Here is a 14,869-nt window from a genome sequence, read left to right on the forward strand (position 1 = left end):
GTGATATACCTCTAATGTACAGGCACGCCCAAAGATCGCCGGCCGATCCGCTCTCATTGTGATCGCAAGGGAGGTGCCACATCAACAATGAAAGAGTCCCATGCATACTATACCCTCCGGGAACGACCAGTGTCATCAAGAGAGAGGCCCAGGGCAAAGGCTAGCAATGCACATCGCAGATGAAACAACGCTCCCACTCTCGCTTGTCGAGGTCGGTGCGTATGTCCGTATCGTTCGGTTCAATGGTGGGATGCGTAGCGCTCATCGGTTGGCAGAACTTGGGGTGATTCCTGGCACAGAACTGACGATCATTACTACCCATGGCGGCGGGATGGTCATCGGAATTGGGGATACACGCTTAGCTCTTGGGCGTGGCCTGGCGCATAAGGTACTGGTAACGTTCCTGGAGAGGAAGCAGTAATGGCTGATCTAACCATTGCCCTTGCCGGCAATCCCAATGTGGGCAAAAGTACCCTCTTTAATGCCCTGACTGGCAGACACCAACATGTAGGGAACTGGCCGGGGAAGACGGTCGCCAAACAAGAGGGCAAGCTGATGATTGAGGGAAAACACCTGACGATCATCGATCTGCCAGGAACCTACAGCCTTTCAGCGCATTCGCCTGAGGAAGAGATCGCCCGCAATTTCATTGTCTGTGGACGCCCCGATGCAGTGGTCAATGTCCTCGATGCGGCAAATCTTGAGCGCAATCTCTATCTCTCCGCCCAGATTCTTGAAACTGGGGTACCTATGATCCTTGTCCTCAATATGACCGATGTGGCAACGGCACGTGGCCTCCAGATCCATCCCGAAGTGCTCAGTACACGGCTTGGGATTCCAGTCATTACGATGGCCGCTAGTCGCGGACAGGGCTTGGGTGAACTGAAACGCTTGCTGGCAACCATCGCACGTACCCCTCGTGAGGCGATGCTTGGTAGCTCGGTATGTGCATAGGAGGCGAGGCAATGACGAGTTTTGCGCTCACGCCGTCACTGCGGATGACCTATGCGTCACCGATTGAAGTTGAACTGACCAGGTTGAGTGAAGCCCTCGGGCATTGCCCAGACCTTGTTGCGCGGTATCCGATGCGCTGGCTGGCGATCCAGTTGCTGGAAGGTGATACGTTGCTGCAGGCCGAGGTTGAACGCCTTGGGGGATCAGTGGCAAGCGAGGCGCTCGCAGCGAGTCGGATGCGCCTGGAAACACACTATGGCGAGGATCTTGATGTTGCCATGGTTGACCAGCGCTATCGCTTTGTCCACGATCTTGCCGCACAGGCCCTGACCCGCCCCAAGACACCCTCCCTGACCATGTCCGACCGCGTTGATCGCATTGTCACCAATCGCTGGTTAGGCATTCCGATCTTTCTCGGGCTCATGTGGGTGGTTTTCAAACTGACCACTGATGTTGCCGCACCCTTTGTTGACTGGATTGATGCAGTTTTGACCGGGCCAGTCAGCCACTGGATTACCAGCTTGTTGTCAATCACCGGGCTCAGCGGAGGTTGGCTCGAATCGCTCCTCATTGATGGTGTTATCGCCGGTGTGGGCGGGGTGCTCGTCTTTATTCCTGTGCTCTTTTCCCTCTATTTTGCGTTGGCGATCCTTGAGGACTCAGGCTATATGGCCCGCTCAGCCTTTGTGATGGATCGCTTGATGCATCGCCTCGGGCTGCATGGCAAGAGTTTCTTGCCGATGGTTGTGGGTTTTGGTTGTTCGGTTCCTGCGATCTATGCCACCCGTACGCTCGAAAATGAACGTGACCGCATCCTGACAGGGTTGTTGGTGCCCTTTATGAGTTGTAGTGCTCGTTTGCCGGTGTATGTCCTCGTTGCGGCGATCTTTTTTCCAACGATGGCGGGCCTGGTCATCTTCGGGCTTTATCTAACGGGGATCCTGGTGGCGATCGGCCTGGGGATGCTGCTCAAGCGTACCCTTTTTGGCAATGAACTACCGACACCGTTTGTGATCGAGTTGCCACCGTACCGCCTGCCAACCTTGCGCAATATCTGGCACCAAATGTGGGAACGAACTTCGGCTTTTCTCCAGCATGCCTGGACAATTATTCTGGGTACCAGTATGGTCGTCTGGCTGCTGCTCGCACTTCCCGTCAGCGGCGAAGGCAGTTTCGCTGACACTGACGTTGACCAGAGTGCCTTCGCAGCCGTTTCAGGGGTTATGACGCCCGTCTTTGCCCCCCTTGGCTTTGGTAGTTGGGAGACGAGTGGGGCGCTGTTGACCGGCTTTGTCGCCAAAGAAGTCGTGGTGAGCACGATGATCCAGGTCTATAATGTGCCTGGGGCAGAGGAAGAAGAGGTTGGGGCAACAACCATTGGCGAAGATCTGCTGGCAATCGGCGGCGGTTTTCTCAGCGCCACCGGCGACGCACTCAAAGCACTTCCCTCGATCATCGGGATCAATCTCGCTGCAGAAGAGGACGAGCAAGCCCCAGATGGCCTCACCGGGGCGATTCGCCAGGGTTTTGACGCCAGTAGCGGTGGGCACGGGGCGCTCGCGGCGCTCGCCTTCCTGGTCTTTGTCTTGCTTTATACGCCCTGTATGGTCGCCGTCGCGGCTGCCCGCCAGGAATTTGGCTCGCGCTGGATGTGGGTCAGCATTATCGGCCAGTTTGTGATTGCCTGGCTCGCGGCGTTGATCGTCTTCCAGGGGGGACGTTTCTTTTTGTAGGGCCTGCGGCCCCCAAACCCGGCTTCCTTCGCTGGAAAAAAGCCAGCGTAGCTGGCTTTTTTCCAGCGAAACGAACCGTTTATGCCAGGCAAAGAAAGAAAAGAATCACATGCTTCAAAAAGTCTTACAAGCCCTCGAAGAGACGCAAGGCCCGGTGTCACTTGATGAGTTGAGTCGCCAACTTGAGCTTGATGTGGGGGTACTCGAGGGAATGATTGATTTCTGGGTGCGCAAAGGCAAACTGAAAGATAGCCGCCTAGCTGCATGTGCCGGAGGATGCGGAAATTGCAACCCCGGTGCGCAAGGCTGTACGTTTGACCGCGGTAGACCACGATCGATTACCCTCACCTGAAGCCGTATGCCGATCGATCTGTTGCTTGATGGACAGTTGTACCCTGAACCCTCTTCCGTCGTTGAGGGAACATCAGTTGAGTTGCACGCGGTGCCACCAACCGGGGCCGCTTCCCTTAGCCTGTTCATCAACGGGGTACCTCTAGAGCCATTTTTGCGGCCTGGCGATCCGGCCTGGCGCTGGCACTGGCCTGCTCCAGCAAGTACAGGTGCGTACGAGGTGGTGCTGAGCACCCACTGGCCTGATGGTCGCACCGAGGAGGTGCGTACGCAGATCGTGGTTGCGCCACGTAAGCTCGATGTTGAACACTATGCGCTGCTCCTTGAGGATCTGCAAGCAGTGGCCCCCCGCTTGGTCTTTGCGCTCACTGGTGGACGGCACGGGGTAAAACCTGATCCAGCTTCACCGAGTGCGCATGCCACCGCGATGCTCGACGCCCTCTGTCGCGACGAAATCCCGCGCCTCGTGGCGGCAGTGGAACGCCTCGCCCAACGCCCCCCCGAGCGCCTACAGACGCGTACCATCGCGGTCGATCCAGGCACAGCGCAGCGACCGGCCCTTCACCGGGGCGAGTTGATCAATCTATCACCAGCGCCGTCGCCTGAATCGGAGCATCCGTCGCCAGCGTCCTTGAGTAGCATACCGGAAGAGACAACCGAGGCCAGCTATGATAGCTATGAGGCACGTCTGTTGCGACGACTCATCGAAGTGCTGCTGCATCGCCTTGGGCAACTGGCGAACCTGACCAACCCGACGCCAGAACTGGAGGCAACCCGGCAGCGCCTGCGCGAACTGAGGTCACTACCCCTGCTTACCGAGGTGCCTCCGCTGCAAGCCTATCGCGGCATCACATCGCGTATGCAGCGCGACCCCGACTACCGCATTGTCGCCCGGGTCTGGCAATGGCTCCGGCGACACCCACTGATCACCTGGGACGCCGCGACCCTGACCTTGCCCATCAGCCAGTTACCCCGCCTCTACGAGCGCTGGTGCGCTGTGCGTGTCGCCCTCACCTTGCTTGAAAGGCCAGGGTATACGCTGATCAGCCAGGCACTGTGGAACGACGACGCCGCCGAGCAGGGACTGACGTTGACGGAGGGAACGGCGCTCCTTGGTCTGACGCACGAAGATGGGAGCATCTTGACCTTGCGCTATCATCCCCGCTACCCACCTGACGGTGACAACGTGCGCTCACTCGACCGGCACACACGCATCCCCGATCTTGCGCTTGAAATGCTCCCGCCTGACGGCTCGCCGCGGATCAGCCTGCTCGACGCCAAATATCGCCTTGATCCCAGTGGCGGAGTGCCTGCCGACGCCCTGGCCGACGGATACAGCTATCTGGGCGCCATCGGGAACAGCGCAGGGCGACGCCTCGTCGAACGCGTCGCGTTGCTCTATCCAGGGCACGGCAAAGCGGAACACTATGCCAGTGGCATCGCCGCTCTACCGCTCTTGCCAGGAAATGATGATGCACTGCGGGCATGGCTTGCATATGCAGGATGAGCCTCTCTTGCCGTAAAAAAAGCCAGCTGCGCTGGCTTTTTTCACGGCAAGAGGTTGGGTATGGCGGCGCAGCCCCAAAATCATCCCTTCGGACGAAAAAGGCTGCCAATCATCTCAAAAATCGGGTTGCCGCTCGCAGCAGGCTGTGCGGCAGGTTCATTGGAGCCTGCCGCATTGCCGCCCTGATTCAGGGCACCTTTGAGCAAAGCCCCAAAGAGCCCTTCGAGCAACGAGGCCGCACCAGCAGCACCTGGATCGATTTCGCCCTGGGTATTGCGACCCGAACCACGCCCATGCCCCTGGGATGACTGAGCCGTATGATTCGCCGCCCGGCGCGCCTCGAGCAGCGCCGTGAGGATCGCATCGAGATCGCCATCGCCCTTCTTCTTCGCCTGACTGAAGGCCCCAATCGCGGGCAACAAGACATCAAGCAGGGTACCCTGGCCGGGAGCCGCACCACTCGACTGCTGAGCACCACCCAGGAGACCTTCAAGCATCGGTTGGAGATCATTGAGACTAAAATCCGAGCGCCCGGACAGATTCGATGCGGCCTGATCAAGCCCTTGAGCATAGATCGGTGCCGTCGCCCCTTTGCCATTGTCACGCAAGACCTGAGCCGCCTGAGCCAGCGCGGCACCGAGGTCACTGCCAGCGCCAGTATTGATCTGTTGCTGCAAGGCATTCGTGACGAGACGAAAATTATTGACCATATTGTCGCCGCTATCGCCATCATCGCGATCAAGCTGGTTGAGATCGGGGCGATCGCGCTCAAGATTCTCGGTCATCGCCTCAAATAGGGCAACCAAACTTTTTGCATCAGCCATACTGCAAACTCCTCTCGCTTATTCATCATCCTGGACAAAATCATCGGTTTGATCGGGCGTTTCGGGCGGATACTCACCCAGCGCAAGGATCGCATTGCGAATCTGGTCAGCAGCAGTCTGCCACGAACGCCGCATCCGTGGATGCGCCTCGACGTGCAGCGGTTCACCAAACCGAACCGTCACCTGCACCGGGCGGGGCACAAACTTGCCCTTGGGCATCACCCTCGTTGTACCGCCGATCCAGGTTGGGATCACTGGAATCTGAGGAAAATCAGCTAGCAACTTGCCAATGCCTGCCCGAAACGGCCCCAGCGAGCCATCCTTGCTGCGCGTCCCTTCGGGAAAGAGCAAGAGCGCATACCCTTCGCGCAGCGCCCGCGCCGCATGGCGCAGTGGATCTTGCCCACCGCGGCGATCGCGGGCAATTGGAATTGCATTAAACAAGACACGGGAAAAATATTGCTGCGGCCCCCCCTGAAAAAAATAGTCCTGAGCCGCTGCCGCCACAAAATGGTCGCGAATAGCGAGGGGAAGACTTGCAAAGATGACAGCCGTATCGGCGTGACTCTGGTGGTTGGCAGCAATGACAAACCCACCCTCGTGAGGAAGATATTCAAGCCCACTGATGCGCGGCCGCACATACATTTGTACAAAACGCACAAACATGCCGGGCAGAAAACGCGCCGCAGCATGGCGGCTCCGATAGAGGCTCATCGCGTGCTCCGCACGCCGTTCATCAGGTGAATCACGGCTAATCCCTGGCTCAACTTTGTTTCTGGCATGAATGGTATCTGCCGGGAGAACTCATCGTCCAGATACGCTTGAGTTATTATACCGCTAAGTTGAGAAAGTGGGGGATGGGGGGCGTTAGGGCGATCGCCCTAACGCCCAGGCTTATGCTGGTGCAAACGGCCAGCTTCGCTGGCCGTTTGTACCAGCATAAGCGCGATGCTTGGGGGCCTACGGTCCCCAAACCCTTTTTGCCTACAAAGGCAAGTGCCTGGGCACGGGGCATAGAGCCCCGTGTCCAGGCACGCTTGCACCTACATTCACTACCGCTCGTTGAGGATCTGCGCAAAGGCTTCGGCGTTGTAGCGCAAAATTGGCTGACGAGCGGCCCGCACTTCGTCGAGCCGACGCACTGGTGCGGTCGTCGGAGCGTCATGCAGGACGTCGGGAGTCTCAACGGCTTCGCGGGCAATGTCGCGCATGGCCTGAATGAAAATGTCCAGGGTGCGTTTGCCTTCCGTTTCGGTCGGCTCGATCATTAGTGCTTCGGGCACGATCAGGGGGAAGTAGACCGTTGGTGGGTGAAACCCGTAGTCAATCAACCGCTTGGCGATGTCGAGCGTGCGAATGCCCTGCGCACCGGCAATCTGCCCTCTGAGCACGGTCTCGTGCATGCAGATCCGGTCAATAGCCTGCGGGTAGAGGTCTTTCAGTTTGACCCGAACGTAGTTGGCGTTGAGGACGGCGATTTCACTCACTTCGCGCAACCCTGCCGCCCCTAGGGTGCGAATATAGGTCCACGCCCGCACCAGCATCGCAAAGTTACCATGAAAGGCTTTCATGCGCCCGATGCTCTTCTCGGGGGTAAAGAGTTCGTAGCTGCCACTCGCCGTCTGGCGTACCCGCGGCCCGGGTAAAAAGGGCGCAAGTTCTGCCGTGCAACCGACGGCCCCTGAGCCAGGACCACCGCCACCGTGCGGGGTCGTAAAGGTCTTGTGCAAGTTATAGTGCATAAAATCAAAACCAAGCTTACCTGGTTTTGCAATACCAAGAATTGCGTTGAAATTAGCACCATCCCCGTACATCAAGCCACCCGCCTCGTGGACAAGCTGACAGATCTCGACAATCTGGTCTTCAAAGAGCCCGAGCGTATTGGGGTTTGTCAGCATCATACCAGCCGTACGTGGCGAAAGTTTCGCCCGCAGATCGTCCATATCCACGTTGCCCCGGGCGTCACTCTTCAACTCGACAACCTTCAGCCCGACCATCGCCGCCGTCGCAGGGTTGGTTCCGTGCGCAGCGTTGGGCACCAGCACTTCGGTGCGATCAGGGTCGCCGCGATCGAGGTGATACGCCCGAAACGCCAGAATGCCCGTAAGCTCACCCTGTGCGCCCGCCGCCGGTTGCAACGAGACGGCCTCGAACCCCGAGATTTCACCAAGGTAGTCTTGCAATTCGTACATCAATTGCAACGCACCCTGGCTTAGGCTCTCGTCTTGCAACGGGTGTACCGCCGCAAACCCGGCATAACGGGCCACTTCCTCGTGCAGCTTGGGCGTCGCTTTCATCGTACACGAGCCCAGCGGATACATCATCGTATCTGGTGAAGCATTGCGCTGGCTGATCCGCGTGTAGTGACGCATGACCTCAGGCTCGGTCAGTTCGGGAAAGTCATTCATCCCGTCCTGCCGCAGCAATGCGGTCGGCAACGCTGCTTCCGGAACATCCAGGCGCGGCAGGTTGGTGCCATGCTTGCCCGGAGCCGAAAGTTCATAAATATGTGGTTCGTACGTATCCACGTAGCTCTCCTTATTTCACACGTATCGTTGCCGCAAAGCCCTCGATACATGCCCCGTTAAAACAAATCTTTAATCGGCAACACAAAACCCGGCAAAAACGCAACGGACTCTAGCGTTGCCTCAAGGCCATAGGTACGCGCCAGACCATCTGGCGTATGTACCACCAGCAGGCGCGTGGTCGGATAGACCATCCAGACGGCAAGCGTACCAGCGTGCAGGTATGCACCCACTTTGGCTTGTACTTCATCGGCTGTATCATGAGGTGACACAATCTCGACGGCAAGGTCAGGCGCAAAAGGCCAGAAGCCCTCGGGAAGGCCATTCTTGGGCAGTCGCTCGGCACGAACGTAATAGACATCAGGGCTGCGCACCGTGTCCGGATCGTGCGCAAGCACAAACCCCGACTCAACGCCAATAAAACCCTGGTTCGTTTGCCTGTTCCACTGGATCAAAAGGGCCGCAAGCATAGCGGCCACAACCCCATGCACACCACCAGGCGGCACATGATCAATAACCTCTCCAGCTACAAGTTCCTGATGTCGTGAACCAGGTACAAGGGCAAAGGTTTCAGCTGTCAGTAAGCGCGTGAGCGTACTCATCGTGTCACCTCTTCACCTCTCAGTAGTGCCATCGCAAGAGTGGGTTCGCTCACCAAAGGGCTGCGTGCTCAGCAGCCCTGCCCCCGGCAAGGCATGGGCAACGATTGACCTGAGTTCGGCCTCTGTGCACAAGCATGAGGCCTGTCCAGACACCCAACGTTCGTCGGCATCAATCAAACTGACCAAGCAGTTCCACCAGGCGATCAATCTCAGCTTTGCTATTCATCTCAGTTACGGCGAGCAGCATCGCGTTGCCAAGCGTCGGTTCATCCTCAGCCAGATCATAGCCGCCAATCATCTGATGCTCACGCAACGCCGCATTAATCTCGGCCACCGGTCGTGGGCAATGCACCACAAACTCCTTGAAGAACGTCCCCGGCTCAACCTGATACCCGGGCAAGCGGGCAATCGCCTCGGCAGCATAGTGCGCCCGATGATAACAAAGCTCGGCCACTTTGCGCATCCCCTGGCGCCCCATCAGGCTCATATAGACCGTCGCGGCAAGCGCCATCAGGCCCTGGTTGGTACAGATATTGCTCGTCGCCCGCTCACGCCGAATATCCTGCTCACGCGCGCGCAGGGTCAACACATAGGCCAGTTGCCCATCAACATCTTTGGTAACACCAACAATGCGTCCGGCAATCTTATGGACATGCTTCTGGCGCGTGGTAAAGATCCCGAGGTACGGCCCACCAAAATTCAGCCCAAGACCCAGCGGTTGCCCTTCAGCGGTCGCGATATCGGCCCCCACTTCAGCGGGCGTCTGAAAGAGCCCCAACGCAAGCGGGTCGAAATGGACACACAGCAGGGCACCATGAGCCTGGACTTTGTCGGCCAGACCACGCAGATCATGCATCCGCCCAAGGAAATCAGGACTCTGCACGATCAACAGGGCCGTCTGGTTATCCACGAGCGCCAGCGCATCGTCGATACTGCTGCCCGGCGTCTCATCACCGACAACCTCAATCTCAAGCCCCTGCAGGTACGTACGCAACACCGCCCGGTACTGCGGATTGACACCACGAGCCACGACGATCTTGCGCCGATTGCGGGTCACGTTAAGCGCCATGATCGCCGCCTCGGCCAGCGCCGTCGCACCATCGTAGTGCGACGCATTGGCAATCTCCATCCCGGTCAGCGAGCAGATCATGCTCTGGTACTCAAAAATCGCCTGGAGCGTTCCCTGACTAATTTCAGGTTGATAGGGGGTATACGAGGTGTAATATTCACCACGACGCAGGATCTGGTCAACCGCCGTCGGCACAAAATGGTTGTACGCCCCGGCCCCCAGAAAGATGCTGTGGGTATGGGCATGCGCATTCTTATTACTCCGCTCGAGCAACGCCCGTACCAATTCTGGTTCAGACATTGGCGCGGGTAGATCAAGGGCCGGGAAGCGCCATGCTTCCGGCACATCAACAAACATATCATCAGTTGACGCAATTCCGATCGCCTTGAGCATCTCGGCGCGTTCCGTCGCGGTAATCGAAATATAATGGGACATGCTCTGCTCCACTAGTGGGCTCGTTCTTCACAATAGGCGGCATAGGCCGTCGCATCCATCAACGGCTCTTCTTCACCTGACGGGCGGATGCGCAACAGCCATCCGGCACCATAGGGATCCTGATTAATCGGCTCTTGATTGGCTTCAAGGTCACTATTCACCGCCACAACCTCACCGCCGATTGGCGCATAGAGATCAGAACTGGCTTTGACCGACTCGATGACACCAAACGATTCCCCCGGGGTCAATACCGTACCTACAGCAGGCAGTTCGATATAGACCACATCGCCAAGCGCATCCTGGGCATAATCGGTGATCCCAATCACCACTTCCTCACCCTCGGTGCGCACCCACTCGTCAGACGTGCTGTAGCGAAGATCGCCTGGGATACTGATGCTCATGGACTCCTCTTATTTCTTATAGCGCGGCTTATAGAACGGCATTTTCACGGCACGCGCACGAACCGGTCGGTCGCGAATAATAACCTCGAAGGCACTACCTTCACTGCTGAGCGCTGTCGGCACCAGAGCGATGCCCAATGGCTTGCCGAGCGTTGGTGAAGGCATGCCAGTGGTCACAACACCGACAGGTTCCCCTTCCACCGAATGCACGGCATAGTCACCACGGGCAATGCCCTTGCCAACAAGCTCAAACCCGGTTAAACGACGAGATGGTCCGGCTTGCTTGATCGCGGCCAGCGCCTCACGCCCCACAAAATCACCCTTATCAAGCTTGACGACCCAACCAAGGCGGGCCTCGTACGGGTTGATCGTCGCGCTAATCTCGTGCCCATAGAGCGCAAGACACGGCTCAAAACGCAGGCTATCACGCGACCCAAGGCCACACGGCTTGACGTCACCAAGGGCCAGCAGGCGCTGCCACATCTCAGGCGCTGCACCCGCCGCAAAAAAGAGTTCGAAGCCATCTTCACCCGTATAACCGGTACGCGCAATCAGCGCCGTCTGACCAAAGACCGTCGTCAGCGCCACCCCGTGAAACGGCAGATGGGTCAGATCGTGGGTGGTTGAGTCTTCAGCCTGAGCAAGCAACTGCTCGGCGGCAGGCCCCTGCAGCGCGAGCATCGCCCAGCGCTCGGAACGATCTTCAAGCTCAACATCAAACCCGGCACTATGCTGCTGCAACCAGGCCCAATCCTTGTCGCGGTTCGACGCATTCACCACCACCATATATTCGTCAAGCAGGTGGTAGATGAAAATATCATCGACAATGCCACCGTCGGGCTGACAGAGCAAGCCATAATTGGCCTGGCCCAGCGTAATCGCGGCGACATTGCACGTCGCCACATATTGCAAAAAGGCCTCGGCCTGCGGCCCGCGCACCATAAAACGCCCCATATGGCTGATATCAAAGAGACCCGCCCCCTGACGTACTGCCCTATGTTCATCAATAATCCCGCTATACTGTACCGGCATCTCCCAGCCGCCAAACTCGACCATGCGGGCGCCCATGCCAACATGGGTTGCAAAAAGCGGCGTGCGTTTGAGCATGGCATCTTTCCTTGCTTACGACGAATTCAGTCCCTTACGAACACGAAGCAACATCTCACGACACTCGACGGCATAACGGGCCAGGTCTTGATCATCAACGGCACGCGCCTCGGCGGCAAATTGCCAGAGCGCCTGCAACGCAATCTCTTCGAGCAAAATCGGGTAGCGATCCAGTACCTGCGAAAGACCGTCAGCCCCATCGGCCAGCAAGAGTGCTTCCAGCGCTTCATCAAGCTCTCCGGATCCACCAGCAGCCTGCTCACGCACCTGGGCAAGCGCCTCACGACGATCTTCGAGCAGCTGCGCCAGGCGCTCGTGCTGATCATCAAGGGCCTGCTCTACTCGCTCTGCCAGCAATTGATCAACCTCTGGCTGCAACAACAGCGGATACTGCGCGGCAACCTGCGCAACTTCTGCGGCACTCTGGGTTTGCAATAACGCCTGGAGCACCTCATCAGGCACGTAGGTGAGCAGAGCAGGGAGGACAGGCTCACCGGCAACCAGAGAAGGCGGCGGAGCAACGCTGAGGCGCTGACTCATCCGGGCGAGCAAAGCCCGCGCTTCACGCAGGCTCTCGGCGATTTCGAAGGCGCGTTGATTGACGGCGACCTCAGCAAGTTCGTTGAGCACCGCATCAGTTGTCGGCTCAAAGAGGATGGGGTACTGTGCCACGACCTGCTCAAGTTCTTCGGCGCTATTAGCCCCCAACAACGCCTCGACCGCCATTAACAACGGAGGAACTTCTTCCTCATCGGCTGGCGGGCGAACCTGCGCCGCCTCAACAGGTTCATGCACAGACGGCACAACAGGTGCCGCAGGCACATCTGAATCTGCGGGCGCTGGCCTAACCGGACGACGCTGCATCCGGCGCAACAGGTGGGCAATACCGGCCAGATCCTGAGCAATATCAACATCCGCCAGATAGGGGCGGCGCGCTTCTTCAGGCATCGAGCCAACAAGCACCGCATGCAACTCACGTGCCTGCTCACCCCAAGCATGCTCGGGCAAGCCCGGTGCAGGCGCAAAGATTACGCGGCGCGCCAGACCATCGTGAAAAAGTAACGGCGCACCGGCCGGACCACGCCGCTGGCACGCCGGACAGGTCACCAGATTGAGGGTACCCTCAAGCAACGCCTCGACCGCTGCGGGCTCTTCCTGCGCATCTAGGATGAGCCAGACTGGTGCCTCGAAATCGGCACCACAGTCGGGGCACACAAACGCTTCAGGCTCTTGATAAGCAATGGGCATAGAACTCTACGCTAAACACATAGAACAACTGGAGCACGCCTGTATGATGTTCTATTGTACCATCACTCAGACGACTCTGTTAAGCTGAGCAGCGAGGTCTTCGCCACGTCGCGCAATGCGCCGCTGCTGGTAAAAGAGGGCCATCCAGATCGGCAACAGCGGCATCGCCGCCGCCAGACCCGTGACCCAGGCCGCCGCCGTGATCGCCTGGGCCACCGCCGACTCTTCGCCCAGTAAAAAGAAGGTCGGCAAGGGAACCAACACCCCGATCGCCAGGGTGGTCGCCAACGCGGCCGCCCCAAAGACCAAGCTCGCACAGAAAAACATCAACAGGTTCTGCCCCAACCGATAGGTCACCAGATCGAGGCTCCGCTGCATCGCGGCACGTACCCCAATCTGATCCTGCACAAACGGCTGCAAGGCATAGATCGCACTGCTATAGACCGCCCCGTTCGCAACGAGGCTCACCACATAACTGGCGATAAAGATGAGCACAACCACAATCACTAGCAACCCAGCCGTCGCCTGCTCAATAGCTCCCCCGCCAAGCGGCAAGGCCGTCGCCGCGATAATGCCAACAAAGACGACAAGGTAGGCAAGAAAGATGCACGCCAGGCTTGCAATGCTCATCATCGTACTCGCGACCACCAGAAAAAGCGTGCCATAACAGCCCATCCCGGCCAGATGCCGCGGCTTAATCGTCAGCGCAGCACGCAGACGTACCGGCTCACCTGCAACCGCCATCACCGCCGCACGACTCAGGGCCCCCATAATATAAAAGCTCAGCGGGAGGGTGAGAAGAAGGCCGCCAAGAATGAGCAACACGACAACCGACTCACTCACGCGATCCGCTAACAAGAACAGGCCAAACAGCGCCGCCCCCAGGGGCAAAGCAAGCATGCCAACCAGCAAGAGAAACCGCGTCAAATGACGCCGGTAGAGCCGCAACCCCGCGTCAAGCAACTCAAGAAGAGGGGTAATATGCTGTTGTAGCCGCAGGAATTGTTGCATCAAAATGATATCCAAGCCTATCTGAACTGACGTATAATGAATTATAACATTCTGTATCGATGACAGCTTCGGTGTCGTTCTGCCCTGCTGATCGTCTTTGTCTGGAGATCCATACTATGCCTACACGCGATGAGTGGAATGCCATTCTCGAGCACGAACTTCCTCCGCAATCAACCTATATTGCCCGTAATCGAGCCATTACTGCCTGTTATGCCGGGTGGTATCTGCAAGAGCCGTGGCTCTTCAAATGGGCTGGTATGGCAGCGTTTGCCTCCTTCCAGGTAGGTGTCGGCCTCGCAATGGTCGAGTTGCTCCTTGCCCCACACAAGGCTGTGCGCGTCGAAGAGGCGCTCGCGAGCGGCCAGTCAGGAGCCAATAACGAGATGGCAGCACGGGTCTTCAAGCTGATGCTCTCACTTCCGCTGGCTCTCCACGATGCCGCCACCCGCCCCCTGCTGCTCGCTGACCTCGAACTGGTCAAGCAGGCTAACGACGCCATCTTCAACGATATTGGCTGGGCCCACCTGGCCTATCTCTACGGGGGCCTGGATACCGTGGAGGCGAATCTTACGTCAAGTGATCAATCCGGGTTGCGCGAGGCGTTCCGGATGCTCGATGCAGGGGTTCACTTGCTCTGCAAACCAGAGGAGTATCAGGCAGGCCTCGCCCTGATCAACCAGGCGGCGGTGACAATGCTGCGCCACGAGCAAATGACCGTCTTGCCCCGGTATATGGAAAAGATGTCGGATCTGGGGCGACGCATTGCTTCACTTGGTTCGTGGCTCGACTTTGAAGGCGGCACCAGTCTGGAAAGCCAGGCCTCGTTCACGTTCTATTATGGGCCGCTCGCGGTGCTCACCGGAACACGCAGTGTCACCAATGCCGCCGACCGCTGGCAGTGGATCGAGCAGGATGTCTTGCCTAAATGGGCCAAGGTTAATGCGACCTATGACGAAGGCACACCGATGCACAACCGCCTGATCAGCCTTGCCCACGAAACCCCGACCATGCTCCAGCAGACGGCTGGCTTGATGAACCGGTTCTATCCGGCGCTCACGTTACAAGCATCGTCACCAGTCGCGTGAAACTGATTCTTGTGTTT

Annotated in this window: 15 protein-coding genes; 6 read left to right on the top strand and 9 right to left on the bottom strand. The window is 58.1% G+C overall.

Annotation, left to right across the window (positions count from 1 at the left end):
• Nucleotides 1-166 precede the first annotated feature (166 nt).
• The 5 genes from A9Q02_RS06790 (at nucleotide 167) to A9Q02_RS06810 (ending at nucleotide 4,545) form a co-directional block, all read left to right on the top strand.
• A complete protein-coding gene (locus A9Q02_RS06790) occupies nucleotides 167-421 on the top strand; it encodes a FeoA family protein (protein WP_097651579.1) in 255 nt (84 codons plus the stop codon).
• Nucleotides 421-954 carry a FeoB small GTPase domain-containing protein gene (locus tag A9Q02_RS06795; protein ID WP_097651580.1) on the top strand — a complete coding sequence of 178 codons (534 nt, stop codon included), beginning with the start codon at nucleotides 421-423 and terminating at the stop codon, nucleotides 952-954. Before A9Q02_RS06790 ends, A9Q02_RS06795 begins: the two co-directional genes overlap by 1 nt.
• A gap of 11 nt (nucleotides 955-965) precedes the next feature.
• Nucleotides 966-2,687: a ferrous iron transport protein B gene (feoB, locus tag A9Q02_RS06800; RefSeq protein WP_097651581.1), complete on the top strand. Its 1,722-nt coding sequence runs from the start codon at nucleotides 966-968 to the stop codon at nucleotides 2,685-2,687.
• A gap of 109 nt (nucleotides 2,688-2,796) precedes the next feature.
• Nucleotides 2,797-3,039, top strand: a complete 243-nt coding sequence (locus tag A9Q02_RS06805; RefSeq protein WP_097651582.1) for a FeoC-like transcriptional regulator — start codon at nucleotides 2,797-2,799, stop codon at nucleotides 3,037-3,039.
• Between the two features lie 6 nt (nucleotides 3,040-3,045).
• The gene (locus A9Q02_RS06810) at nucleotides 3,046-4,545 is read left to right on the top strand and encodes a DUF2357 domain-containing protein (RefSeq protein ID WP_097651583.1); all 1,500 of its coding nucleotides are present in this window, start codon (nucleotides 3,046-3,048) and stop codon (nucleotides 4,543-4,545) included.
• A gap of 80 nt (nucleotides 4,546-4,625) precedes the next feature.
• Here the strand turns inward: A9Q02_RS06810 and A9Q02_RS06815 are convergent, their stop codons facing one another.
• From A9Q02_RS06815 to A9Q02_RS06855, 9 genes are all read right to left on the bottom strand, one after another.
• A complete protein-coding gene (locus tag A9Q02_RS06815) occupies nucleotides 4,626-5,369 on the bottom strand; it encodes a dihydroxyacetone kinase subunit L (protein WP_097651584.1) in 744 nt (247 codons plus the stop codon).
• Between the two features lie 18 nt (nucleotides 5,370-5,387).
• Entirely contained in the window at nucleotides 5,388-6,083 is a 696-nt protein-coding gene (locus tag A9Q02_RS06820) for a lysophospholipid acyltransferase family protein (RefSeq protein ID WP_097651585.1), read from the bottom strand.
• 338 nt (nucleotides 6,084-6,421) lie between these two features.
• Nucleotides 6,422-7,897 (bottom strand): aminomethyl-transferring glycine dehydrogenase subunit GcvPB, encoded by a 1,476-nt coding sequence (gcvPB, locus tag A9Q02_RS06825; protein WP_097651586.1) that lies wholly within the window; start codon nucleotides 7,895-7,897, stop codon nucleotides 6,422-6,424.
• A 56-nt stretch (nucleotides 7,898-7,953) separates the two neighbouring features.
• Entirely contained in the window at nucleotides 7,954-8,496 is a 543-nt protein-coding gene (locus tag A9Q02_RS06830) for a Uma2 family endonuclease (RefSeq protein WP_097651587.1), read from the bottom strand.
• Between the two features lie 169 nt (nucleotides 8,497-8,665).
• The gene (gene gcvPA / locus A9Q02_RS06835) at nucleotides 8,666-10,000 is read right to left on the bottom strand and encodes an aminomethyl-transferring glycine dehydrogenase subunit GcvPA (RefSeq protein WP_172450742.1); all 1,335 of its coding nucleotides are present in this window, start codon (nucleotides 9,998-10,000) and stop codon (nucleotides 8,666-8,668) included.
• Nucleotides 10,001-10,011: 11 nt separating this feature from the next.
• Nucleotides 10,012-10,401: a glycine cleavage system protein GcvH gene (gene gcvH, locus A9Q02_RS06840; protein ID WP_097651589.1), complete on the bottom strand. Its 390-nt coding sequence runs from the start codon at nucleotides 10,399-10,401 to the stop codon at nucleotides 10,012-10,014.
• Nucleotides 10,402-10,410: 9 nt separating this feature from the next.
• The gene (gcvT, locus tag A9Q02_RS06845) at nucleotides 10,411-11,508 is read right to left on the bottom strand and encodes a glycine cleavage system aminomethyltransferase GcvT (RefSeq protein ID WP_097651590.1); all 1,098 of its coding nucleotides are present in this window, start codon (nucleotides 11,506-11,508) and stop codon (nucleotides 10,411-10,413) included.
• Between the two features lie 15 nt (nucleotides 11,509-11,523).
• Nucleotides 11,524-12,756 (bottom strand): CpXC domain-containing protein, encoded by a 1,233-nt coding sequence (locus tag A9Q02_RS06850; protein WP_097651591.1) that lies wholly within the window; start codon nucleotides 12,754-12,756, stop codon nucleotides 11,524-11,526.
• 66 nt (nucleotides 12,757-12,822) lie between these two features.
• Nucleotides 12,823-13,767, bottom strand: coding sequence for a hypothetical protein (locus A9Q02_RS06855; protein WP_141508754.1), 945 nt, complete (start codon nucleotides 13,765-13,767; stop codon nucleotides 12,823-12,825).
• A gap of 116 nt (nucleotides 13,768-13,883) precedes the next feature.
• Between A9Q02_RS06855 and A9Q02_RS06860 the strand changes: the two genes are divergently transcribed.
• Nucleotides 13,884-14,852 carry a DUF2515 family protein gene (locus A9Q02_RS06860; protein ID WP_097651593.1) on the top strand — a complete coding sequence of 323 codons (969 nt, stop codon included), beginning with the start codon at nucleotides 13,884-13,886 and terminating at the stop codon, nucleotides 14,850-14,852.
• The last annotated feature ends 17 nt before the right edge of the window (nucleotides 14,853-14,869 follow it).

This window comes from Candidatus Chloroploca asiatica (assembly GCF_002532075.1).
Taxonomy (GTDB): Bacteria; Chloroflexota; Chloroflexia; order Chloroflexales; family Chloroflexaceae; genus Chloroploca; species Chloroploca asiatica.

What these genes read in the sequence shown, in the direction of transcription:
- A9Q02_RS06860 (WP_097651593.1), top strand. Translation starts at nt 13,884, where the DNA reads ATGCCTACACGCGATGAGTGGAATGCCATTCTCGAGCACGAACTTCCT.
- gcvH (WP_097651589.1), bottom strand. Translation starts at nt 10,401, where the DNA reads ATGAGCATCAGTATCCCAGGCGATCTTCGCTACAGCACGTCTGACGAG.
- A9Q02_RS06850 (WP_097651591.1), bottom strand. Translation starts at nt 12,756, where the DNA reads ATGCCCATTGCTTATCAAGAGCCTGAAGCGTTTGTGTGCCCCGACTGT.
- A9Q02_RS06805 (WP_097651582.1), top strand. Translation starts at nt 2,797, where the DNA reads ATGCTTCAAAAAGTCTTACAAGCCCTCGAAGAGACGCAAGGCCCGGTG.
- A9Q02_RS06830 (WP_097651587.1), bottom strand. Translation starts at nt 8,496, where the DNA reads ATGAGTACGCTCACGCGCTTACTGACAGCTGAAACCTTTGCCCTTGTA.
- A9Q02_RS06795 (WP_097651580.1), top strand. Translation starts at nt 421, where the DNA reads ATGGCTGATCTAACCATTGCCCTTGCCGGCAATCCCAATGTGGGCAAA.
- A9Q02_RS06815 (WP_097651584.1), bottom strand. Translation starts at nt 5,369, where the DNA reads ATGGCTGATGCAAAAAGTTTGGTTGCCCTATTTGAGGCGATGACCGAG.
- A9Q02_RS06810 (WP_097651583.1), top strand. Translation starts at nt 3,046, where the DNA reads ATGCCGATCGATCTGTTGCTTGATGGACAGTTGTACCCTGAACCCTCT.
- gcvT (WP_097651590.1), bottom strand. Translation starts at nt 11,508, where the DNA reads ATGCTCAAACGCACGCCGCTTTTTGCAACCCATGTTGGCATGGGCGCC.
- A9Q02_RS06790 (WP_097651579.1), top strand. Translation starts at nt 167, where the DNA reads ATGCACATCGCAGATGAAACAACGCTCCCACTCTCGCTTGTCGAGGTC.
- A9Q02_RS06820 (WP_097651585.1), bottom strand. Translation starts at nt 6,083, where the DNA reads ATGAGCCTCTATCGGAGCCGCCATGCTGCGGCGCGTTTTCTGCCCGGC.
- feoB (WP_097651581.1), top strand. Translation starts at nt 966, where the DNA reads ATGACGAGTTTTGCGCTCACGCCGTCACTGCGGATGACCTATGCGTCA.
- A9Q02_RS06855 (WP_141508754.1), bottom strand. Translation starts at nt 13,767, where the DNA reads ATGCAACAATTCCTGCGGCTACAACAGCATATTACCCCTCTTCTTGAG.
- gcvPA (WP_172450742.1), bottom strand. Translation starts at nt 10,000, where the DNA reads ATGTCCCATTATATTTCGATTACCGCGACGGAACGCGCCGAGATGCTC.